This window comes from Chromohalobacter marismortui, assembly GCF_004364315.1.
Taxonomy (GTDB): domain Bacteria; phylum Pseudomonadota; class Gammaproteobacteria; order Pseudomonadales; family Halomonadaceae; genus Chromohalobacter; species Chromohalobacter marismortui.
This window is the reverse complement of sequence record NZ_SOBR01000010.1, coordinates 1-21357: the sequence shown is the minus strand read 5'-3', so window position 1 is coordinate 21357 and position 21357 is coordinate 1. Positions and strand designations below refer to the sequence as shown.

Annotated in this window: 21 protein-coding genes; 5 read left to right on the top strand and 16 right to left on the bottom strand. The window is 62.4% G+C overall.

The window, feature by feature from the left end:
* The first annotated feature begins 85 nt into the window (after positions 1–85).
* Positions 86–2218, top strand: a complete 2133-nt coding sequence (pnp, locus tag C8E00_RS15455; protein ID WP_133698417.1) for a polyribonucleotide nucleotidyltransferase — start codon at positions 86–88, stop codon at positions 2216–2218.
* Positions 2219–2302: 84 nt separating this feature from the next.
* Here the strand turns inward: pnp and C8E00_RS15450 are convergent, their stop codons facing one another.
* The 9 genes from C8E00_RS15450 to dksA all read right to left on the bottom strand — a co-directional run bounded on the left by C8E00_RS15450 (position 2303) and on the right by dksA (position 11460).
* Positions 2303–3481 carry an acetyl-CoA C-acetyltransferase gene (locus C8E00_RS15450; protein ID WP_133698416.1) on the bottom strand — a complete coding sequence of 393 codons (1179 nt, stop codon included), beginning with the start codon at positions 3479–3481 and terminating at the stop codon, positions 2303–2305.
* Positions 3482–3606: 125 nt separating this feature from the next.
* Complete coding sequence (gene panD / locus C8E00_RS15445; protein WP_133698415.1) at positions 3607–3987, bottom strand: aspartate 1-decarboxylase; 381 nt, start codon at positions 3985–3987, stop codon at positions 3607–3609.
* A 31-nt stretch (positions 3988–4018) separates the two neighbouring features.
* Complete coding sequence (panC, locus tag C8E00_RS15440; protein WP_133698414.1) at positions 4019–4870, bottom strand: pantoate--beta-alanine ligase; 852 nt, start codon at positions 4868–4870, stop codon at positions 4019–4021.
* Positions 4870–5661, bottom strand: coding sequence for a 3-methyl-2-oxobutanoate hydroxymethyltransferase (gene panB, locus C8E00_RS15435; protein ID WP_133698413.1), 792 nt, complete (start codon positions 5659–5661; stop codon positions 4870–4872). The genes panC and panB overlap by 1 nt, the downstream gene beginning before the upstream one ends.
* Before the next feature lie 114 nt (positions 5662–5775).
* On the bottom strand, positions 5776–6276 hold the full coding sequence (folK, locus tag C8E00_RS15430) for a 2-amino-4-hydroxy-6-hydroxymethyldihydropteridine diphosphokinase (protein WP_133698412.1): 501 nt from the start codon (positions 6274–6276) through the stop codon (positions 5776–5778).
* The gene (gene pcnB / locus C8E00_RS15425; RefSeq protein ID WP_133698411.1) at positions 6257–7675 is read right to left on the bottom strand and encodes a polynucleotide adenylyltransferase PcnB; all 1419 of its coding nucleotides are present in this window, start codon (positions 7673–7675) and stop codon (positions 6257–6259) included. The genes folK and pcnB overlap by 20 nt, the downstream gene beginning before the upstream one ends.
* Before the next feature lie 883 nt (positions 7676–8558).
* A complete protein-coding gene (locus C8E00_RS15420) occupies positions 8559–9923 on the bottom strand; it encodes a sigma-54-dependent transcriptional regulator (RefSeq protein WP_133698410.1) in 1365 nt (454 codons plus the stop codon).
* A 151-nt stretch (positions 9924–10074) separates the two neighbouring features.
* On the bottom strand, positions 10075–10950 hold the full coding sequence (gene gluQRS / locus C8E00_RS15415) for a tRNA glutamyl-Q(34) synthetase GluQRS (RefSeq protein ID WP_133698409.1): 876 nt from the start codon (positions 10948–10950) through the stop codon (positions 10075–10077).
* A 72-nt stretch (positions 10951–11022) separates the two neighbouring features.
* Positions 11023–11460: an RNA polymerase-binding protein DksA gene (gene dksA / locus C8E00_RS15410; protein WP_133698408.1), complete on the bottom strand. Its 438-nt coding sequence runs from the start codon at positions 11458–11460 to the stop codon at positions 11023–11025.
* Positions 11461–11705: 245 nt separating this feature from the next.
* Here dksA and sfsA point away from each other — a divergent pair, with 245 nt between their 5' ends.
* Positions 11706–12473 carry a DNA/RNA nuclease SfsA gene (gene sfsA, locus C8E00_RS15405; protein ID WP_133698407.1) on the top strand — a complete coding sequence of 256 codons (768 nt, stop codon included), beginning with the start codon at positions 11706–11708 and terminating at the stop codon, positions 12471–12473.
* Here sfsA and metW read toward each other — a convergent pair.
* Genes metW through C8E00_RS15380 form a run of 5 tightly spaced genes read right to left on the bottom strand, consistent with a single transcriptional unit; the run spans position 12454 to position 16478 of the window.
* A complete protein-coding gene (gene metW / locus C8E00_RS15400) occupies positions 12454–13053 on the bottom strand; it encodes a methionine biosynthesis protein MetW (protein ID WP_133698406.1) in 600 nt (199 codons plus the stop codon). The two genes, sfsA and metW, sit on opposite strands and share 20 nt — an antisense overlap.
* Positions 13053–14213 (bottom strand): homoserine O-succinyltransferase MetX, encoded by a 1161-nt coding sequence (gene metX, locus C8E00_RS15395; protein WP_133698405.1) that lies wholly within the window; start codon positions 14211–14213, stop codon positions 13053–13055. The genes metW and metX overlap by 1 nt, the downstream gene beginning before the upstream one ends.
* Positions 14214–14273: 60 nt before the next feature.
* On the bottom strand, positions 14274–14864 hold the full coding sequence (locus C8E00_RS15390; RefSeq protein ID WP_133698404.1) for a YggT family protein: 591 nt from the start codon (positions 14862–14864) through the stop codon (positions 14274–14276).
* A gap of 32 nt (positions 14865–14896) precedes the next feature.
* Positions 14897–15721 (bottom strand): pyrroline-5-carboxylate reductase, encoded by an 825-nt coding sequence (proC, locus tag C8E00_RS15385; protein WP_133698403.1) that lies wholly within the window; start codon positions 15719–15721, stop codon positions 14897–14899.
* Between the two features lie 49 nt (positions 15722–15770).
* The gene (locus C8E00_RS15380) at positions 15771–16478 is read right to left on the bottom strand and encodes a YggS family pyridoxal phosphate-dependent enzyme (RefSeq protein ID WP_133698402.1); all 708 of its coding nucleotides are present in this window, start codon (positions 16476–16478) and stop codon (positions 15771–15773) included.
* 34 nt (positions 16479–16512) lie between these two features.
* On the opposite strand from C8E00_RS15380, the gene C8E00_RS15375 reads away from it, so the two are divergent.
* Positions 16513–17553: a type IV pilus twitching motility protein PilT gene (locus C8E00_RS15375; RefSeq protein ID WP_133698401.1), complete on the top strand. Its 1041-nt coding sequence runs from the start codon at positions 16513–16515 to the stop codon at positions 17551–17553.
* A gap of 38 nt (positions 17554–17591) precedes the next feature.
* The gene (locus C8E00_RS15370) at positions 17592–18734 is read left to right on the top strand and encodes a PilT/PilU family type 4a pilus ATPase (protein WP_133698400.1); all 1143 of its coding nucleotides are present in this window, start codon (positions 17592–17594) and stop codon (positions 18732–18734) included.
* Between the two features lie 5 nt (positions 18735–18739).
* Here the strand turns inward: C8E00_RS15370 and C8E00_RS15365 are convergent, their stop codons facing one another.
* Positions 18740–19855: an anhydro-N-acetylmuramic acid kinase gene (locus tag C8E00_RS15365; RefSeq protein WP_133698399.1), complete on the bottom strand. Its 1116-nt coding sequence runs from the start codon at positions 19853–19855 to the stop codon at positions 18740–18742.
* A 99-nt stretch (positions 19856–19954) separates the two neighbouring features.
* Between C8E00_RS15365 and tyrS the strand changes: the two genes are divergently transcribed.
* Complete coding sequence (tyrS, locus tag C8E00_RS15360) at positions 19955–21151, top strand: tyrosine--tRNA ligase (protein ID WP_133698398.1); 1197 nt, start codon at positions 19955–19957, stop codon at positions 21149–21151.
* Here the strand turns inward: tyrS and C8E00_RS16680 are convergent.
* Positions 21127–21357 (bottom strand): hypothetical protein (locus tag C8E00_RS16680; protein ID WP_208291948.1); only part of this gene is annotated, 231 nt, incomplete at its 5' end. The genes tyrS and C8E00_RS16680 overlap by 25 nt on opposite strands.

Genomic DNA, 21357 nt, shown 5'->3' with positions numbered 1-21357 from the left:
GAGTGGCCCCACGGCGTGTGACCTCCTAAAATGGTCGCCGAGTCGAGACGACCCATACATGAGATGAAAAGTTAAGGACATTGCCGTGAACCCGGTCAAGAAAACGTTTCAATACGGTCGCAGTACCGTCACCCTGGAAACGGGCCGCATCGCCCGCCAGGCTACCGGTGCCGTGATGGTGACCATGGATGACACCGTGGTGTTATGCACCGTGGTGGCCAAGAAAGACGTCAACCCTGCGCAACCCTTCTTCCCGCTGTCTGTTCATTATCAGGAAAAGACCTACGCGGTGGGCAAGATCCCCGGTGGTTTCTTCAAGCGCGAAGGGCGCCCCACCGAGAAGGAAACCCTGACCTCGCGGCTGATCGATCGGCCGATTCGCCCGTTGTTCCCCAATGGGTTCATGAACGAGGTGCAGGTCGTGTGTACGGTACTGTCCACCGATCGCGACCACGATCCGGATATCGCGGCGATGCTGGGGACGTCCGCAGCGCTGGCCATTTCGGGGGTGCCCTTCAACGGGCCCATCGGGGCCGCGCGTGTCGGCTTCACCGAGGACAAGGGCTATTTCCTCAATCCGACGGTGGAAGAGCTGGGCAGCTCCGAATTGAACATGGTCGTGGCGGGTACCGAAAAAGCCGTGCTGATGGTTGAGTCCGAGGCCAACGAACTGCTCGAGGATGAAATGCTCGGTGCGGTGCTCTTCGGCCATCAGGAAATGCAGGTCGCGATCACCGCTATCAACGAGCTGACCGCCGAGGCCGGCAAGCCGCGTTGGGACTGGCAGCCGGCTGCCGAGAACACTTCCCTGAAGGAGGCTCTGGCGAACGGTTTCGAGTCCAAGGTGGGTGAGGCGTACCGCATTACCGACAAGATGGCGCGTCAGGATGCCTTGTCCGCGTTGAAGGATGAAGCGGTTGCCCAGCTGGCCGATGAGGATCAGGGACAGTTCGACGCCGACGAGGTCAAGAGCGCCTTCGCCGGCCTCGAGAAGCGTGTGGTACGTTCACGGGTGATCAAAGGCGAGCCACGCATCGACGGTCGCGATCACAAGACCGTGCGGCCGCTGGCGATCGAGGTCGGTAACCTGCCCAAGACGCATGGCTCGGCGGTGTTCACGCGCGGCGAGACCCAGGCGGTCGTGGTAGCGACGCTGGGCACCCTGCGCGATTCCCAGTTGATCGAATCGCTGGAGGGTGAACGCAAGGACCGCTTCATGCTGCACTATAACTTTCCTCCTTACTGCGTGGGGGAAGCCGGCTTCATGGGCGGTCCCAAGCGCCGTGAGATAGGCCACGGACGTCTGGCGCGTCGCGGTGTGCAGGCCATGCTGCCCAGTGAGGAGGCGTTTCCCTATACCATTCGCGTGGTATCCGAAATCACCGAGTCCAACGGCTCCAGCTCCATGGCGTCGGTATGCGGTTCTTCGCTGGCGTTGATGGATGCCGGCGTCCCGCTCAAGGCACCGGTGGCGGGTATCGCCATGGGCTTGGTCAAGGATGAAGATGGCTTTGCGGTGTTGACCGATATTCTCGGCGATGAAGACCACCTCGGCGATATGGACTTCAAGGTGGCGGGTTCCACCGCCGGTGTGACGGCCCTGCAGATGGACATCAAGATCGAGGGCATCAACGAAGAGATCATGGAGACTGCGCTGCAGCAAGCGCATGAAGCGCGCCTGCATATCCTCGAGCAGATGAATACCGTCATCGGCCAAAGTCGCAGCGAAGTCTCGGACAATGCGCCATCGATGGCCACGATCAAGATCGATCCCGACAAGATTCGTGATGTGATCGGCAAGGGTGGCGCGACCATTCGCAAGATCTGCGACGATACCGGCGCGTCCATCGATCTTGATGATGATGGCACCGTGCGCATTTATGCCGAGGACAAGACGGCCGCCAAGGCGGCGATCGATACCGTGCTGGCGATCACCGCCGAACCGGAAATCGGCAAGCTGTATCGGGGTACCGTGGCGCGTATCACCGATTTCGGCGCCTTCGTCACCTTCATGCCGGGTACCGATGGTCTGGTGCACATCTCGCAGATCGTCCCCGAGCGCGTCAATGACGTGCGCGATTATCTGAGCGAAGGTCAGGACGTCATCGTCAAGGTCCTCGATATCGACAACCGCAACCGCGTGAAGCTTTCCATCAAGGAAATCACCGCAGAAGAAAAAGCTGCCTTCGAAGCGGAAACCGTCGATACCCAGCTTTAACTAATCCAGACGTCGAAAGAACGACCGCCCCCATGGCAGTGCCATGGGGGCGGTTTCGTTATGCTCTGCTTTCGAGCTTCGAGCCTAGCGCTCGATGGCCAGCGCCACGCCCTGGCCGCCGCCGATGCACAGCGTGGCCAACCCTTTCTTGGCATCACGGGCGATCATTTCGTGCAGCAAGGTGACCAGTATCCGACACCCGGAAGCGCCGATAGGATGTCCCAGCGCAATGGCGCCCCCATTGACGTTGATCTTGTCGGGATCCCAGCCGAGCTCCTTGTTGACGGCGAGCGCTTGAGCGGCGAAGGCCTCGTTGGCTTCGATCAAGTCCAGCTCGTCGAGTGACCATCCTGCACGTTCCAGGCAACGCCGCGTGGCGGGGGCAGGGCCGATGCCCATGATGGCGGGGTCGACCCCGGCATTGGCATAGGCCTTGATCACCGCGAGCGGTTCCAGCCCCAGTGCCTTGGCCTTGTCCGCCGAACACAGCATGGCCACGGCAGCACCATCATTGAGCGAGGAAGCGTTACCGGCGGTGACAGTGCCATCGGGCTTGAATGCGGGACGCATGCCGGCGAGTTGCTCGGCGGTCACGCCCGCGCGAGGCCCTTCGTCGGTAGTGACGTGGAGCGGATCGCCTTTGCGCTGGGGAATGTCGACCGGAACGATCTGGCCGGCGAAGCGGCCTTCCTGGATGGCGGCCGCCGCCTTTTGTTGGGATGCCGCGGCAAAAGCGTCCATGTCCTCGCGGGTGATGGCGTATTTGGCGGCAAGATTTTCGGCGGTGATTCCCATGTGGATATCGTTGAAAGCGTCCCACAGGCCGTCGCGGATCATCGTGTCCACCGCCGCCCAGTCGCCCATGCGTTGTCCGGTACGCGAGTGCGGTAGCACATGTGGGGAAAGCGACATGTTTTCCTGGCCACCGGCAATGATCAACTCGGCGTCACCGCAGCGGATGGCCTGTGTGGCCAGATGCAGTGCCTTGAGGCCCGAACCACAGACCTTGTTGATGGTCATGGCGGGGACAGAGGAGGGCAAGCCTGCGTTGATTGCCGACTGGCGGGCCGGGTTCTGGCCGCACCCCGCGGCCAGCACTTGGCCGAGCAGGACCTCATCAACCTGGTCGTGGGCCACGCCGGTGTGCGTGAGCAAGTCCGCGATGACCATGGCACCGAGCCGGGTCGCGGGGAGGCTGGCGAGGGCGCCGCCGAAACTGCCGATGGCGGTACGCCGTGCGGCTACGATCACCACGTCTTGCATGAGAAACTCCTATCGGCCTAGAGGGGCATTCCTTTGAGCATAGGCGAGTACTCTGCCACGCGACAATCAGGTAATAGGCGTAGACTGTCGGTATGAGAGGACGGGCCGGCGCCATGTGATGGTTTTCAGGCGAATTGAACCGGAATCGCATGACTGGTGTGACTGATCTGATTGCCTTCTTGCAGGTAGATCAGGGCCGGTTGGTGAGCGTCCAACTCGTGCTCCGCATAATGCGCGTAGCTGCAGATGATGACACGATCGCCCACCTGTGCCTGGTGGGCCGCGGCACCATTGATCGAGATCAGCCGCGACCCTGCCTCGCCGCGGATCGCATAAGTCGTGAAGCGATTGCCGTTCTCGACATCGTAGATCTGGATCTGCTCGTTCTCGCGGATGCCGGCAAGATCCAGCAGTTCGCCGTCGATGGCACAGGAGCCCTCATAGTCGAGCACTGCGTGCGTGACACGCGCCATGTGCAGCTTGGCCTTGAGCATGATGGTGTACATGAAAAACCTCGTCGTGACGCCGCGTCGACGCTCAACGCGGCAGGCTGACCGGAAGATTATCGATCAAGCGGGTGGTGCCGAGATGTGCGGCGACCAGCAAGATCGCTTCCTGGGTATCGGGGGCGATGGGGCCGAGGTCCCGGGCGCGACGCAGCTCCAGGTAGTCGGGTTTGAAACCCTGCTTGGTGAGGGCCGCGAGACCGTCACGCAGGGCCGTCGGCGGGGCCTCGCCCGCACGCAGCGTGTCATGCACGTGACATAGCGTACGGTAAAGCGCCGGCGCTTGCTGGCGCTCCGTGGCACTCAGGTAGCCATTGCGTGATGACAGGGCCAGGCCGTCCTCGGCGCGTCGCGTCGGGACACCCACGATCTCGATCGGGAAATGCAGATCCGCCACCAGTTTCCGGATGACCATGAACTGCTGGTAATCCTTGCGCCCGAAATAGGCCGCGTCCGGCTGTACCAGGTTGAAAAGCATGCTGACGACCGTGGCCACGCCACTGAAATGTCCCGGCCGACTTGCCCCGCACAAGCCTTCCGATACGAGGGGGACATTGACGTGGGTCTGGTGATCGCGCCCTTGCGGATAGAGCGTATCGGCATCGGGGGCGAAGACGATATCGCAGCCGTGTTCCGAGAGTGCTCGTGTATCGGCTTCGAACGTGCGTGGGTAACTCGCGAAGTCCTCATTGGCACCGAATTGGAGCGGATTGACGAAGATGGTCGTGACGACCACGTCCGCGTCGCGTCGCGCGGCGTCGACCAGAGCCAGGTGGCCTGCATGCAGATTGCCCATGGTCGGCACCAAGGCAATGTGCTTGCCGTCGCGGCGCTGAGCGTTCAGCTGGGCACGCAAATCGGCGATGTCGTGCAGCGTCAACATCAGAAACAATGCTCCTCGGCGGGAAATTGGCGCGTCTTGACGGCATCGCGATAGGCGTCGAACGCCGCCTGGATACTGTCACGACCCGCCAGGAAATTCTTGGCGAAGCGTGGGGGGCGTCCATGCGTCACGCCGATCACATCGTGCATCACCAGGATCTGCCCATCCACCTCGGGGCCGGCGCCGATACCGATCACGGGGACGTCCACGGCGTCGCGGACGGCCCGACCGAGCGCCGCAGGCACGCATTCCAGCAGGATCACCGAGGCACCGGCCTCGACCAGCAAGCGGGCGTCGTCGATGATGCGCTGAGCGTCGTCCTGCTCGCGGCCTTGTACCTTGTAGCCTCCGAACTGATGCACGCTCTGGGGCGTCAGCCCGAGATGCGCGCACACCGGCACGCCGCGCCGCGTGAGGGCACGGACATCGTCGTGCATCCAGCCCGCGCCTTCGATCTTGACCAGCTCGGCGCCGGCCCGCATCAAGGCGCCGGCGTCACGCAGCAATTGCCCGGTGTCGGCGTTGCTCATGAAGGGCAAGTCGACCATCAACAGGCTGCGTTGCTTGCCGCGTGCCACGCAGCGCGTGTGGTAGAGGATGTCGTCGAGCGTCACGGCAAGCGTGCTGGCATGGCCCTGCAGCACCATGCCCAACGAGTCGCCGACCAGCAAGACATCGATACCGGCTGCATCGGCGTGCTGGGCGAACGAGGCATCGTAGGCCGTCAGGCAGCTGAACGGCTCTTGGGCATGCTTGAAGGCATTGAGACGGCTCAATGTGACGGTTTTCATGAAAAGTCTCGTGGTTTGTCGGTCCTGGCAGACCCGGACGGTAAGTGTTACCGCAAGCGTTACCCGAGGGTGGTGGGAGTGTGGATCGGTAACAAAACGGGTGCAACTCTACTTTTAGGGGACGAGGCGACGCAAGTCCCGCCCCTGATGAGGCATGGCCAGTGTGGCCGCCGTGTACCCATCGAGCACGATCTCGGGGGCGAGTTCCGCCAGAGGAATGAGCACGAAGGCTCGCTCGTGCATGGCTGGATGAGGAAGCGTCAGGCGCGGCGTTTGCCATTCGAGATTCGCGTAGAGCAATAGATCGAGATCCAGCGTGCGCGGCCCCCAGTGACGTTGGCGCACCCGGCGATGACGTTGTTCGAGGGCTTGCAGTTGATCGAGCAAGGCCAGCGGTGAGAGCCGCGTGAACACCCGGGCGACGGCATTGATGAAGTCGGGTTGATCCTGGGGCCCCACGGGTGTCGAGGCGTACAAGGAAGAATGCCCCGCCAGTTGGGTAAGCGGCAGAGCATCGAGTTCGCTGAAGGCGCGCGAGACATGCGTGCGCGGCCCATCCAGATTGCTGCCCAGGCCAATGTAGGCCGCTATGCGATCACTCCTGGTGTCCGTCATTATCGTGCTCGGAGGACGCGTTACGCCGCCGCCGCCGCCGCCGCCGCTTGGGTCGCTCGGACGTGCCGGCCGGGGAGCCGCTGGTCTTGCTGATCAAGCGTGCCTGCTCATGATCGTCGCCTTCCTGGAACGCCGTCCACCAGTCGCCGAGCCCCGGGGCGATTTCACCGGCACTTTCCCGCAGCAGGAGAAAGTCATAAGCGGCCCGAAAACGGGTATGTTCCAAGGTCTGGAAGGCGCGTTTGCCACGGCGCTTGGGCAACTGCTGTTGCAGGTCCCAGATTTCACGCATCGGGATGCTGAACCGCTTGGGGATCGAGGTGTGTTGCTGTTGCCGAGAGATGCTTTGTTGCGAGGCCGTTTGTTGCGCAGGGACAGGTGGCATACCGTCTCCCTCGAGACGCTCGGCGCGTAGACGCATACCGGGCCACAGCAGGGCGCCGTACAGAAACGCTGGTGTGACGGGGCGTTCTTCCTGGATACGCCGATCGGTGTTGATCAAGGCCTGCTCGATGAGCGGCTTTGCCCATGTGCGCTCCGCAATGGCCTCTTCCACCTCCGGGAATAGCATGGCGAAAAGGCCGTATTCGCGGAGCAATTCGAAGGTTCGTAGTGCTTGTCCGGATAGGAAAAGCTTGAGTACTTCCTCGAACAAGCGTGCCGGGGGGATCTGTAACAGCAAAGGAGCCAATTCGAGAATCGGGGTCTCGGTGCGTGGCTCGATGTCGAAGTCCAGCTTGGCGGCGAAACGCACGGCACGCAGCATGCGCACCGGATCCTCTCGATAGCGTACGTCGGGGTCGCCGATCAAGCGCAGGGTGCGGGCCTCAAGGTCGTGCACGCCGTCGGCCCAGTCGTGTATCGAGAAGTCGGCGATGTTGTAGTACAGCGCATTGACCGTGAAGTCGCGCCGTAGCGCATCTTCCTCGATGGTGCCCCAGACGTTGTCGCGCAGCAGCAAACCATCGTCGGATTGCTGGGCATGCTTCGTGTCATGATCGTCGTCGGGACGTCCACGAAAGGTCGTGACCTCGATGATTTCACGGCCGAAGCGTACGTGAACGATACGGAAGCGGCGCCCGATGATCCGCGAGTTGCGAAATAGGGTGCGCACCTCTTCCGGCGTGGCGTCGGTGGCGATATCGAAGTCCTTTGGGATCTTGCCCAACAGGGAATCACGTACACAACCGCCCACCAAGTAAGCCTCATGACCGGCGTTGTGCAAGCGATACAGGACTTTGAGGGCACTGTCGCTGAATAGACGCCGTGACACGTCGTGCTGATCGCGTGGAATGACGCGCAGCGTGGGCGTGGAAGGACCGGAGGACTCTTGGGCGCCAAACAGGGTCTTCAAACGTTCACCGGGGCGTTGGAGAAAGCGGGTAAATCCTTTGAACATGCGTCGTTAACGACTCGCGGAAAGCGAAGTGGCCTAGTGTAAGCCGACACTCTCCGGCTTGCAAAAAATGTGGTGCATGGACCTGTGGGCAGGCGCATGAAGAGTGGACGGTGATAGGCCACAGTAGAAGGGGAGACCCGATGGGCCTCCCCTAAGTATGCTATGCAACGTCCTTGCTGCTATTTCTTCTTCGTGATGGCGCATCGCCTTGAATACGCACCACAGTCACCAATGGGATCCGGCAGGCAAGCAGTGTTCTTATTGTTGTGGCTCTTCCCGCAAGGTGACCACCTCGTATTCAAAACAATAATCCAACCACGACGACATCGTTTCTCCCGACGTCTTGTTGTTGTTGTCGGGATGCTTCGAGCGAGGGCGTTGTTCTTGTTGGGCCTCGCATGAAGCGTCGCGTCCTGGTTCGGTTCCGGATGCCGACCGGCTTGTTGTTATTGGGGTCGGTTCGCGTTGCGTCTCGTTTGTTGTTGTTAGCGAATCGCTTGCGATGTTCCAGTCCGGCGGTGTTGTGTTTGTTGTGGCCGATGCCGGACTGAGCACCTGAGGCATACGTTATTGTCGTTGTTCGTTCACCTTAGGCGTCCGGTTGTTGTTTTTCTTGACCTATATATTGCAGCGGCCGTGCCACTGTGTGTTTTTTTATTTTAAATCAAGGTGTTATGGTTATTCTTGAAAGTTCCTCGCGAGCTGAAAGCATGTGGTGTTACCGAAGTTGCCGCATAAAGGGGCATTCCTTGTGTGGGATGGTAACAACTGGTGCAGCTGCCTCTTCCCGATGGCGCATAGGGTCTCTAAAAAGACCGACAGATGCGCTTAGACCATAGTCGCGATAAGGGCAAAAATCGTTCGAAAGTAGCATGTGGGCGTATCACGCTGGGCGGCGCGCGCTCTTCTTGCGCGGGATACCCAGCCGCTGGCGACGCTCCCACAGGCATTTGCGGCTGATGCCCAGTTTCTGGGCCAGTTCGGTTTCACTCATCTGCGCTTGGTGCTCGAGGACGAAATGCTGGAAGTAATCTTCCAGGGAGAGGTCGTCGTCGGGGACACCGTCTTCCTCCGCGGCGTCGGATGGTTCGGGAGATGCGGCGGGCGGCTCTTGTCGGCGTTCCAGGGGGAGACCAAGGTCGTCAGGATGAATGAGGTAGCCTTCGGCGAGAATAACGCCGCGCTCCAGTGCGTTTTCCAGCTCGCGCACATTGCCGGGCCATGCATAGCCGAGGATGTCGCGGCGTGCGGCGCGTGATAAGCGCAATCCGGGGCGTGCATGGCGCGTGCAGGCACGTTCGAGCAGTGTCTGGGCAATGGAAAGTATGTCGTCCTCGCGCTCGCGTAGCGGTGGCAACTCGATCTGCATGACATTGAGGCGATAGTAGAGATCGAGCCTGAACTCGCCGCTGCGTGACAGAGAGTGAAGATCGCGATGCGTAGCGGCGATCAGACGTACATCGACGTAACGTGTTTCTACCGAGCCGATACGCCGGATCTCGCCTTCCTGAAGAACCCGTAGCAGCCGAGCCTGAGCGTCCAGCGGGAGCTCGCCGATCTCGTCGAGAAAGAGCGTGCCGCCATCGGCGGCTTCGACCAGGCCCGTGCGTGCACTGTTGGCGCCCGTGAAAGCGCCTTTTTCGTGGCCGAACAGCTCGGATTCGATCAGGGTCTCGGGAATCGCCGCGCAGTTGACGCAGATCAGCGGTGCCTTGGTGCGGCGGCTCTGGCGGTGCAGGGCGCGTGCGACCAGTTCCTTGCCGGTACCCGATTCGCCCTGTACCAGCACGGTGACGTCGGCGGGCGCCGTCTTGCGAATGCGTTCGTAGACACGCTGCATGGCGGCACACTCGCCGATCATGCCGCGTGGAACGCCACTGGGACGAGACGCTTCTCGAGGTGCCGGACGCGATAGCACCCGTGACACGGTCGCCAGGACGTCATCGTCATCGACGGGTTTGGCAATACAGTCGACGGCCCCTTCCTTGAGCGCGATCACGGCCTTGCGTAGGCTGCTGTGGTCGGTCATGACCAGTACCGGGATCGGGGCGCTCAGCGCGAGCATTTGCGTGCCGTCTTCGCCCGCAAGACGTAAATCGCAGATCACCAGGTCAAAGGTTTGCGGGGCCAGTGCCTGGGCGGCGTCGAGCGATGCCGCGATGGCGACGTGATAGGCCTGGCGCTCGAGCAGGTCCTTCAGGGCCTGGCGGAGGGATGCTTCGTTTTCGACGATCAGAATTCGGCTCATGGGCCTCATGGTCGCGTGAATGCATGGGGGCGGCCGAACGTCGGCTCTGGCGGCGCTCGCTGGGTTTTTATCCTGACCCCTGCCGGCTGGGCGAATCAAGTGATGGGGTGTGCGACCATGGCATGATACGGATGTCGCCCCCTAGCGGTGTTCAGGGCGTGTCGGTCGTGATGTGACGCAAGTATTCGGGATGCCAGGCGTTGATGGCCGCCTCGAGTTGGTCGACGACGTGGGCGTGCGCCATGTCGGCAGGCGGTTGTTGACCGAGCCGCTGCAAAGCGTGGTGCAGGGTGTGGCGAATACCGGCTTCATCGGTCGGCAGCGCGGGGGCAAGGTTCTGCTTGGAGAGCTTCTGACCGTTGTCACCCAGCACCAGGGGAAGATGCAGGTAGCGTGGCACCGGATATTGCAGCGCGTTCTGCAGCTGACGTTGCCAGGGCGTGTTGTCGAGCAGGTCGGCACCGCGCACCACATCGGACACGCCTTGGTCGGCGTCATCGACGACCACCGCGAGCTGATAGGCCCAGAGGTCGTCCTTGCGCTTGAGGACCACGTCGCCGAGGGCGGCGGGATCGAAGCGTTGATGTCCCAGGCGTCGGTCGTCCCATTCGACGGGGCGCAGGCCCAGATCGCTGCGCAGCCGCCAGGCCAGAGGGCGCTCGGGGTGCAGCGGCCCGTTCCGACACCAGCCGGGATAGATGGCATATCCGCGCCATTCCTTGCGCGAGCAACTGCACGGATAGGCCAGTCCTTGTTCGATGAGACGCTCGAGCGCTGCCTGGTAAGCGACGTGCCGCTCGCTCTGATAGCGCACGGGGCCATCCCAGACCAGGCCGAAGGCGTTCAACTGATGGAGAATCGTATCGGTGGTGCCTAGGGGGCAGCGTGGTGGGTCGATATCCTCGATACGCACGAGCCAGCGCCCCTGTGCATGGCGTGCATCGAGAAAGCTTGCCAGGGCTGCGATCAGTGATCCTAGGTGAAGGGGGCCCGAGGGTGTCGGTGCGAAACGACCGATATACGACATGAATGACGTGGCCTGCGCAATGACAAACGGGCACCTGCAGGTGCCCGTTGAGGAAATGTTCTGGAAAGGGTATCAGCCGCCGAGTTGTTTTTCCTTGAGCTCCGCCAGTGTCTTGCAGTCGACACACAAGGTGGCGGTGGGGCGGGCCTCGAGACGACGAATGCCGATCTCGACGCCGCAGGCTTCACAGAAGCCGTAATCGTCCTCATCGATATTTTCGATGGTCTCGTTGATCTTCTTGAGGAGCTTGCGCTCGCGATCACGGGTACGCAATTCCAGGTTGAAGCCTTCTTCCTGGGTGGCCCGGTCGGCCGGATCGGCGAAGTTGTTGGCTTCTTCCTGCAGGTGGCGCACCGTGCGATCCACCTCTTCCATGAGCTCCTGTTTCCAGATGAGCAGGATTTGGCGGAAGTGCGCGAGCTGCTGCTCGTTCATGTACTCTTCACCCGGTGCCGGCTCGTACGGGGTGAATTTTTTTGGCGCTTCCGTTTTGATTTCCGCTACTGGCATGGGACTGCCTCATTACGCAAGTGACTTGGGCCGATGCCTGGCCAGGGTAGGGCTTGGGCGCCCGCCCGAAGCCTTGCTTATTTAGCGGAAAAGTGCCGGCTTTGCAACCATTCCCGGAAAGGAAATGGTGTTTTCCGGTCTCGGACAAGCTGCTGGAGCGCGCATCACGCGGCCACGCGACGATGCTGGCGAGAATGTGATTTTTTGTCCCAAGATGTGACATACCCGAGGTTCAAGAGGGGGCGATGGAATATACGCAACTGAGGTCCGGCATCCTGATCCGCCGTTACAAGCGCTTTCTGGCCGATGTGCGCTTGGCATCGGGCGAAGAGGTGGTCGCGCATTGCCCCAATACCGGCTCCATGCGAGCGGTCAATGTCCCGGGCAGTCGCGTGTGGCTCTCGCCGAGCCGCAACCCCGCGCGCAAGCTGGCCTGGACCTGGGAGTGGATCGAGCTGCCCATGCCTGGCGCGCCACCGGCCCTGGCGTCGATACATACCGGGCGCGCCAATGACTGGGTCGAGGAAGCCCTGGGGGCTGGGCGTATCGCCGAGCTGGCAGGGTATACGACACTCAAGCGGGAGGCGAAGGTCGAAGGCGCGCGGCTCGATTTTCGCCTCGCCAGTGCAGGGCAAACGACCCACGTCGAGGTCAAGCAGGTCACGCTGCGTGAAGAGGATGGTCATGGCTATTTCCCCGACGCGGTCAGCGAGCGTGGCCGTCGGCATCTTGAGAGTCTGGCGACGCGAGTCGCGTTGGGCGAGCGTGCCGTGCTCTTGTTTTGCGTGGCGCACACCGGCATCGACGCCGTGGCGCCGGCCGCGCATCTCGACCCGGCCTATGCCGACACGCTGCGTCGCGTCGCCGCCCAGGGCGTCGAGGTGCTGGCCTATGGTGTCAGCGTCACCCGGGACATGGAGGGCATGCCTGGCCAGGCGATATTGACCCGGCGGCTGCGGGTGGATCTCGAGCGGCAGCCGCCGAGCGCTTGTGTCAACGTGACGCGCGAGTGACGCGAAAGATGGCCGTCTCTCCGCACAGGTTGGGCCATAGCCGCGAGCTCCAATGCGGCTCATGGTCGCCGTTGCCGACGCGCTGATCGACGATGGTCAGGCCCTTGTCGCGGCACAATTGGCCGAAGTCGCGAAACGTCGACAGGTGGATGTTGGGCGTGTCGTACCAAGCATGCGGGAGCGACTTGGAGACCGGCATGCGGCCTTGAATGCCGAGGTAAAGGCGGTGGCGCCAGTAGGCGAAATTGGGGAAAGCGATGATGCACTCCCGGCCCACGCGCAACATTTCATCGAGGGTACGATCCGGGCGCTGCAGAGCCTGAAGCGCCTGGGTCATGATCACCAGGTCATAGGCATCGTCCTCGATATTGTTCAGGCCGTCGTCGATGTCCTGCTCGATGACGCTGACTCCGCGCTCGATGCAGGCGGTGATGCCGTCGGGGTCGATTTCCAGTCCATAGCCGACGACCTGCTTGTCACGCGCCAGGGCGGCGAGCAAGGCGCCGTCGCCGCAGCCCAGATCGAGCACGCGCGCGCCTTGCGGTATCCAGTCGTGGATCAGTTTGAGGTCGGCACGCATCAGGTCGTCTCCTCGAGCTGCAGGTCGCGGGCGACGCGACGCATGAAGCCGCCGAACACTGCTTCGTAACGCGGATGCGGCAGCAGGAATGCATCGTGGCCGTGCGGTGAGTCGATGCTGGCGTAACTGACGGGCTTGTCGGCGCGCATCAAGGCATCGACCAACTCCCGCGAACGCGGCGGCGCGAAGCGCCAGTCGGTGGTGAAGCTGACCACCAGGAAGGGACATTGTGCCGGTGCCAGTGCTGCCGCCAGGTCGCCGCCATGCAGGGCGGCCGGGTCGAAGTAATCCAATGCCTTGGTCATCAGCAGGTAGGTGTTGGCATCGAAACTGGTGGAGAACGTATCGCCCTGATGGCGTAGATACGATTCGACCTGGAATTCCACGTCGTACCCGAAGTTGAGCTGATCGGTACGCAGGTCGCGGCCGAACTTGGCCCCCATCGAGTGCTCGGACAGGTAAGTGATGTGGCCGATCATGCGGGCCAGCTTGAGCCCGCGCTTGGGCACCGTGCCGTGCTCCTCATACCAGCCATCATGGAAGTCAGGGTCCGATCGGATCGCCTGGCGAGCAACCTCGTTGAAGGCGATGTTCTGCGCCGACAGGCGTGGCGTGGCGGCGATGACCACGGCATTGGCGATGCGTTCGGGGTACGCCATCGCCCATTGCAACACCTGCATGCCGCCGAGGCTGCCGCCGATCACGGCGGCGAAGCGTTCGATGCCGAGCCGATCGGCCAGACGTGCCTGGCTATGCACCCAGTCGCCCACCGTCATGACCGGGAATTCCGGTCCCCAGGCACGCTGGGTATCGGGGTTGATCGACGCGGGACCGGTACTGCCATGGCAACCGCCGAGGTTATTGAGCGAGACGACGAAGAAGCGCTCGGTATCGATCGCCTTGCCGGGACCGATATACGCATCCCACCAGCCGGGCTTGCGATCGCCCATGTCATGGAAGCCGGCGGCGTGATGATGGCCGGAAAGCGCATGGCAGATCAGCACCGCGTTATTGCGTTCAGCGTTGAGCGTGCCATACGTCTCGTAGACCAGCGAGTAGTCGGACAGCACCTTGCCGCCGGCCAATGCCAGCGGAGTATCGAAGTGCGCCGTTTGCGGCGTGACCAGACCGACCGAGTCGGGAGGTAGCGTGTCGGGCATCGTGTGTGTCGGTTTCCGTGTCCAGCGTGGAGCGCGCGATGGCGCCAGAGTCGTGAATGTTCAGAAGCCTACCAGCATGCCGGGCAATCCCGCAGCACGAGCCAGGGCGCCGACGATGAGACTGTCGAACAGGCTGATGCCGATGAACACCACGATGGGTGACAGATCGATCATGCCCAGCGGGGGAATGACCTTGCGCACCGGCGCCATGATGGGCTCGACCAATTGGTGGACGAGAATGGCGCCGGGATGACTGGCTTGTGGCGCGACCCAACTTAGAATGATCATGATGATCAGAGCAAAGAAATAGATATCGAGAATGGCGCTCAAGACCCCGGCCAGCGACGCCACCAGCACGCCCTGAATCGGCGGCATGCCGATGCCGACGAGCTTGAGCAGCACGAAGATGGTGATCCCCTTGATCAGTAAGCCGGCGACCAGCGAGGCAGGATCGAAACGTCCGCGTGGCCGAAAGATGCGCTGCAACGGCGCGACCACCGGACGCGTGGCCTTGATCACCGCCTGACTGACGGGGTTGTAATAGTCGGCGCGCGAGAACTGCAGCAGAAAGCGCAGCATCAAGACGAACAGATACACATTGACTAGCGTGTTGACCAGCATCAAGCCGGCGCTTCCCATTTGGCTGCCCATGGGGCTCCTCCGTGTCGAATGGTTAAGAGAATTCAGTCGCGGCTCAGTTCGTCGGCCAATTCACGAGCACGTGTCGCACACGCTTGCGTTGCATGCTCGAACAGTTGACGGAGGCCGTCGTCCTCGAAGCTATTGATGGCGCGTTCGGTGGTGCCGTTGGGTGACGTCACGCGGCGGCGTAGTTCGGCAGGCTCGAATTCGCTCTCGCGGGCCATGCTGGCCGCTCCATAGGCCGTCTGCAAGGCGAGGCGGCGGGCGCTGTCGGCGGGAAGGCCGAGCTTCTTGCCGGCGTCTTCGAGCGCTTCCATGATCAAAAAGAAATAGGCTGGCCCGCTACCCGACACGGCGGTGACCGCTTCGAGCAGGTGTTCGTCGGCGACCCACTCCACGAGCCCGACGGTTTCCAGCAGCGAAGTGGCCAATCGCTTTTGCTCTTCGCTGACACGGGCGTTGGCGTAAAGCCCCGCGGCGCCTTGTCCGACCAGGCTGGGCGTGTTGGGCATGCAGCGGATCACGGCCATGTTTCCGCCCAGCCAGTTATCCAGCGTTTCGGCACTCAAACCGGCGGCCACGGAGACGATCAGCGGGCGTTGACGCTGCACGCTATCGCGCAATTCGTGACATACCTCGCGCATGACTTGCGGCTTGACGGCCAGCACCACGACATCCGCGTGTTCGACGGCCACGTCGTTGTCGGATGTGGTCTGGATGCCGTAACGCGACGCGAGCGCATCGAGTGACTGAGGGTCGCGCCCGGTGGCGGTGATCGCCGCGGCGGGATAGCCGCCCTCGATCATGCCGCCGAAAATGGCGCTGGCCATGTTGCCGGCGCCGATGAATGTGACTTGGCTTGTCATGGGGTCTCCTGAAGTGTCGCGGCGACACAGTGGGTTAGGGGCAAGGCGGTCAGGGATGCGCGGCGCGCTGCCCGAAAATGGCCGTGCCCAGACGGACCAGGGTGGCACCTTCGAGGACGGCAGCCTCGAGGTCGCCGCTCATGCCCATCGATAAGGTATCCAAAGGCGCTTGGGGATGTCGCTGGCGGAGCGTCTCGAGCAAGGTGCGCAGCTCGGCGAAGGGGCGCCGTTGGGCGGCCGGGTCGTTACTCGGCGCAGGCAGTGTCATCAAGCCGCGTAATCGCAAGCGTGGCAGTGCCACCACGGCGTCGGCCAGTGCCGGCAAGGCCTCGGGCGCCACACCGGACTTGCTGGCTTCGCCGCAGATGTTGACCTGCAGACAGACATCCAGCGGTTCCAGTGTTGCCGGGCGTTGTGCGTCGAGGCGTGTGGCGATGCGCGCACGGTCGATGGTATGCACCCACTGGAAGTGCTCCGCCACCGCGCGGGTCTTGTTGGATTGCAAAGGACCGATGAAATGCCAGACGATACCCTCGAGATCGTCCAGCGAGGCCTGTTTGTCGAGCGCTTCCTGAAGATAGTTCTCGCCGAATGCGCGCTGTCCCGCAGCGAAGGCTTGGCGCACGCTCGCTGCGGGTTGCGTCTTGCTCACGGCCAGCAGGCAGGCGTCCTCGTGGTCACGCCCGGCGCTCGCCAGGGCACAGGCCAAGCGCTGGCGTGCGCGTTCGAGGGATTCGGCGATGGTGACATCTGGCATACTGGGAAACCCTGTCCGCGAGCGAGAGAAGTGCATGGATATTATCGAATTGCTGGCGTTCTCGGCAAAACAGAAGGCATCCGATCTGCATCTGTCCGCCGGTTTGCCGCCCATGATTCGCGTCGACGGCGACATTCGCCGGCTCAACGTGCCGCCGATCGAGGATCGTGAGGTCCGCAAGTTGATCTACGCGATCATGAACGATCAGCAACGCCGCGACTACGAAGAGGCGCTCGAGCATGATTTCTCGTTCGAAGTGCCGGGCGTGGCGCGTTTCCGTGTCAATGTCTTCCATCAAGGGCGCGGCGCGGGCGCCGTCTTTCGCACCATTCCCAGTGAGGTGCTCACCCTCGATGACCTGGACTTGGGCGACGTGTTTCGACGTCTGGCCTCGCTGCCGCGCGGGTTGGTGCTGGTGGCGGGGCCGACCGGATCGGGCAAGAGTACGACCTTGGCGGCGATGATCGACTACGTCAACGAAAACTATTATCAGCATGTGCTGACCATCGAGGATCCGGTGGAGTTCGTACATCGCAGCAAGCGCAGCCTCGTCAACCAGCGCGAGCTGCATCGCGATACGCGCAGCTTCGCCACGGCGCTGCGCTCGGCATTGCGCGAGGACCCCGACGTGATCTTGGTCGGCGAGCTGCGCGATCTGGAAACCATCCGTCTGGCGCTGACGGCCGCCGAAACCGGCCATCTGGTGTTCGGCACCTTGCACACCACGTCGGCGGCCAAGACCGTGGACCGCATCATCGATGTGTTTCCCGGCGATGAGAAAAGCATGGTGCGCTCGATGTTGTCCGAGTCGCTGCAGGGGGTCATCTCGCAGGTGCTGCTCAAGCGTGAAGGCGGCGGACGCGTGGCGGCCCACGAGATCCTGGTGGCCAGCGCGGCGGTGCGCAACCTGATCCGCGAGAACAAGCTGGCGCAAATGTATTCCTCGATTCAGACCGGGGGCAGCCTGGGCATGCAAACGCTGGACGCGGCGCTTTCGCGCTTGGTGGCGCAGGGAGTCGTCTCGCGTGCCGAGGCGCAGGCCAAGGCGAGAGATGGGCGCGTGCTGGGCGTGTGAGCCGGGTACCAAATGATAGTCGCGAAGGAGAACGCGATATGACGCCATATGAATGGCTGACGCAGCTGCTGGATATCATGCTCGATCAGCAGGCCTCCGATCTGCTGATTTCCACCGGCGCGCCGCCGAGTCTCAAGATCGATGGTGAGCTGGTGACGCTGGGTGAGCAGGCAATGTCGGTGTCGCAGGTGCGTGAGCTGGTCTCGGTGGCGCTGCCGCAGGGCGTCGGGGAGCGTTTCGAGGCGGAGCGTGAGGCCAATTTCGCGCTCAGCCTGCCGGGCAAGGGGCGCTTTCGAGTGAGTGCCTTCTATCAGCGCAGCCAGATGGCAATGGTCGTGCGTCGTATCGCCTTCGAGATTCCCGACTTGGCGAGCCTGGCGTTGCCGGATGCCTTGAGCGAGCTGGTCAATCGCAAGCGCGGCCTGGTATTCGTCGTCGGAGGCACGGGCAGTGGCAAGTCGACGACGCTGGCGTCGATGATTCAGCACCGCAATCAGACGCTGGGCGGGCATGTCATCAGCATTGAAGACCCTATCGAATACATTCATCCCCACGGACGGGCGATCATCAACCAGCGCGAAGTGGGGATCGATACCGAGTCCTTCGAGGTGGCGCTCAAGAATGCGCTGCGCCAGGCACCGGACGTGATCCTGATCGGCGAGGTGCGCTCGCGCGAAGTCATGGAGCATGCGCTGACCTTCGCCGAAACCGGGCATCTGTGTCTGGCGACATTGCATGCCAATAATGCCAACCAGGCCCTGGAGCGTATTCAGCACTTCTTTCCCAGCGAACGTCACGAGCAGGTGTGGATGGATCTGTCGCTCAACTTGCAGGCCATCGTCGCGCAGCGCCTGTTACCCCGCGCGGATGGCGAGGGGCGATGTGCGGCCGTCGAGGTGATGCTGCGCTCGCCGCTGGTCAGCGACCTGGTGCGCAAGGGCGCGATTCATGATCTCAAGGAGGTCATGCAGCGCTCGCACGATCAAGGCATGCAGACTTTCGATCAGGCGCTATACACCCTCTATCGGCAGGGGCGCATCAGCGAAAAAATGGCCTTGGTACATGCCGATTCCGCCAATGACCTGCGGTTGCGCATCGATTATGGCGATGCCGACAGCCCGCAACTGGCGCGAGCCAGTGACGCTGCCGAGCGATTCACCTTGAAAGGCGACGATGAATGAACGCCTCAGGGCGCATAGACACCTCCCAGAATCCGGGGGCCGCGAGCGCCGGTGACCTCGGGGAGGTTACCGGGAAGCCCCGCCATGCGCTGGTGTGCCAGCCAGGCGAAAGCCCCCGCTTCCAACCAGTCCGGCGACCAGCCGAAATGCTCGCAGGGCGTCAACGGTATTTCCGGCACGTGGCGGTGCAGGCGTACCAGCAGGTCCGCGTTGTGGGCGCCACCCCCACAGGGGATGAGCGCGTCGCAGTTGTCGTTCGAGCGCATGCCGCCTTGAGCGATGGCCGTGGCGATGCTGGCGGCAGTCAGCTCGGCGAGCGTCGCTTGAACGTCTCGGGGGACTTCGTCCCCCGTCAGGTGTGTCGCCAGCCAGTCGAGGTGAAAATACTCGCGCCCGGTGCTCTTGGGCGGCGCACGCCGGAAGTAGGGATCATCGAGGAGGCGAGAGAGCAAGGCCTCGTCGACGCGGCCGCCGGCGGCCCAGGCGCCGTCGGCGTCATAGGCATGGCCCAGGTGGCGCTGGCACCAGGCATCCATCAGCATGTTGGCGGGGCCGGTATCGAAGCCGAGAACGGCGGCATGGTCGCTGCTCGGAGGAAGACGGGTGAGATTGGCGATGCCGCCGAGGTTGAGGATCAAACGCGTATGTGTGGGGTCGGTGAACAGCGCAGCATGAAAAGCCGGCGCAAGCGGTGCGGCTTGCCCGCCGGCGGCCATGTCGCGGCGGCGAAAATCGCCCACCACCGCGCAACCGGTCAGCTCGGCGAGCAGGCTGGGATTGTCGAGTTGGTAGGTATGCGGCGGCACGCTGCCGGGAGCGTGCTCGATGGTCTGCCCGTGGCTGCCGAGGGCCGTGACCGCTTCCCGGGACGTGCCCGTTTCGAGCAGTAGGCGGTTGACCGCCTCGGCCTGGCATTCACAGAAGGCGGTCTCGAGGCGTGCCAGCTCGGCGAACGAAACCTCGCGTGCCAGGCAGAGTGCCAGCAGGTCATCGTGCAGTGCAGCGGAAAAGGGCAGGCCGGTGGCACCCAGCCACTCGGGGCGACCCTCACCGCAACGCACAAGGGCAGCGTCTATACCGTCCAGGCTGGTGCCGGACATCAGGCCGATATAAAGGGGCATGCTCATCTCCATGTGCCGGGGCGCTCAACCGCCGCCGATGAGTCATGCTAACATCCCGTGTTATTGCCCAAGACACCCACATTGCGGAGAAAGGATACGATGACCGACGTCGCCGATGCGCTGGCGCTGCTCAAGCGTGGCACCCATGAAATCCTGTTGGAAGACGAGTTGGTAAAGAAGCTCGAGTCCGGGCGAAAGCTGCGTATCAAGGCGGGATTCGATCCGACTGCGCCGGATCTTCACCTGGGGCATAGCGTGTTGCTGACCAAGATGCGTCAGTTTCAGGAACTGGGGCACCAGGTCGTGTTCCTGATCGGCGACTTCACCGGTCGTATCGGTGATCCCACGGGGAAAAACGTCACGCGCAAACCGCTGACCGAGGCCGAGGTCAAGGCGAACGCCGAGACCTACAAGGAGCAGGTGTTCAAGGTCCTCGATCCGGCGCTCACCGAAGTGCGTTTCAATGCCGAATGGATGAGCCAGCTCTCCGCGGCTGACATGATCGAGCTGGCGGCGCAGTCCACGGTGGCGCGCATGCTGGAGCGCGACGATTTCGAGAAGCGTTATACCGCCAATCAATCCATCTCCATCCACGAGTTCCTCTATCCCTTGGTCCAGGGGTATGACTCGGTCGCACTCGAGGCCGACATCGAGCTGGGCGGCACCGACCAGAAGTTCAACCTGCTGATGGGCCGCGAGATCCAGAAGCACTTCGGCCAGGCGCCACAGGTGGTCATGACCATGCCGTTGCTGGAAGGACTGGACGGCGTGCAGAAGATGTCCAAGTCGCTGGGCAATTATGTGGGTGTCGACGATACGCCGGGCGTGATGTTCAACAAGCTGGTGTCGATGCCGGACAGCCTGATGTGGCGTTACTTCGAGCTGCTGTCGCTGAAGTCCAACGACGAAATAGAGAAGATCCGTCGCTCCATCGAGTCAGGCGCCAACCCGCGTGATATCAAGATGGAATTGGCTCGGGAGCTGATCGGGCGTTATCACGGCGAGGAAGCCGCCGCCAACGCGCACAAGTCCGCGGGCAACCAATTGGCCGAGGGCGAGCTGCCGGAGGACTTGCCGGACGTCGAGGTGGCATTCGAGGGCGAACAGGCACCCATCGCGGCGGTGCTCAACCGTTCGGGGCTGACCAATAACAGTGCCCAGGCCAAGGACATGCTCAGTAACGGACGCGTCAAGGTCGACGGGGAAGTCGTCACCAAGGACGCCATGCTCGTTACCGGGCGGCGTTATGTCATTCAAGCGGGTAAAAAGCGTTATGCGCGGGTGACGTTGGGGTAAGAGCGCGCATCAAGCGCCATCTGAAAAAACCCCTTGCGTTCACGGCGCTGTATCCGTAGAGTACGCATCCGCTGCCGGCGACGGGCTTCGTGGCCGGCGGTGTGAAGGTGACGCAAGTGACTGACTTTCTTGAGATTTCCAGGTTCGCCTCGAGGCTTCTCGCTTGACAGTGACGCCGGATTCGGTAGAATGCGCCGCACCTCGAA

Coding starts and splice junctions, on each gene's coding strand:
- C8E00_RS15375 (WP_133698401.1), top strand. CDS start 16,513: ATGGATATTATCGAATTGCTGGCGTTCTCGGCAAAACAGAAGGCATCC.
- C8E00_RS15390 (WP_133698404.1), bottom strand. CDS start 14,864: ATGGGCAGCCAAATGGGAAGCGCCGGCTTGATGCTGGTCAACACGCTA.
- gluQRS (WP_133698409.1), bottom strand. CDS start 10,950: ATGTCGTATATCGGTCGTTTCGCACCGACACCCTCGGGCCCCCTTCAC.
- panC (WP_133698414.1), bottom strand. CDS start 4,870: ATGTTGACGCTGCACGACATCGCCGATTTGCGTGCCCAGCTGAACGCT.
- proC (WP_133698403.1), bottom strand. CDS start 15,721: ATGACAAGCCAAGTCACATTCATCGGCGCCGGCAACATGGCCAGCGCC.
- panB (WP_133698413.1), bottom strand. CDS start 5,661: ATGAAAACCGTCACATTGAGCCGTCTCAATGCCTTCAAGCATGCCCAA.
- metX (WP_133698405.1), bottom strand. CDS start 14,213: ATGCCCGACACGCTACCTCCCGACTCGGTCGGTCTGGTCACGCCGCAA.
- C8E00_RS15365 (WP_133698399.1), bottom strand. CDS start 19,855: ATGCCCCTTTATATCGGCCTGATGTCCGGCACCAGCCTGGACGGTATA.
- C8E00_RS15450 (WP_133698416.1), bottom strand. CDS start 3,481: ATGCAAGACGTGGTGATCGTAGCCGCACGGCGTACCGCCATCGGCAGT.
- tyrS (WP_133698398.1), top strand. CDS start 19,955: ATGACCGACGTCGCCGATGCGCTGGCGCTGCTCAAGCGTGGCACCCAT.
- dksA (WP_133698408.1), bottom strand. CDS start 11,460: ATGCCAGTAGCGGAAATCAAAACGGAAGCGCCAAAAAAATTCACCCCG.
- C8E00_RS15370 (WP_133698400.1), top strand. CDS start 17,592: ATGACGCCATATGAATGGCTGACGCAGCTGCTGGATATCATGCTCGAT.
- metW (WP_133698406.1), bottom strand. CDS start 13,053: ATGCGTGCCGACCTCAAACTGATCCACGACTGGATACCGCAAGGCGCG.
- folK (WP_133698412.1), bottom strand. CDS start 6,276: ATGACGGACACCAGGAGTGATCGCATAGCGGCCTACATTGGCCTGGGC.
- panD (WP_133698415.1), bottom strand. CDS start 3,987: ATGTACACCATCATGCTCAAGGCCAAGCTGCACATGGCGCGTGTCACG.
- C8E00_RS15420 (WP_133698410.1), bottom strand. CDS start 9,923: ATGAGCCGAATTCTGATCGTCGAAAACGAAGCATCCCTCCGCCAGGCC.
- sfsA (WP_133698407.1), top strand. CDS start 11,706: ATGGAATATACGCAACTGAGGTCCGGCATCCTGATCCGCCGTTACAAG.
- pcnB (WP_133698411.1), bottom strand. CDS start 7,675: ATGTTCAAAGGATTTACCCGCTTTCTCCAACGCCCCGGTGAACGTTTG.
- C8E00_RS15380 (WP_133698402.1), bottom strand. CDS start 16,478: ATGCCAGATGTCACCATCGCCGAATCCCTCGAACGCGCACGCCAGCGC.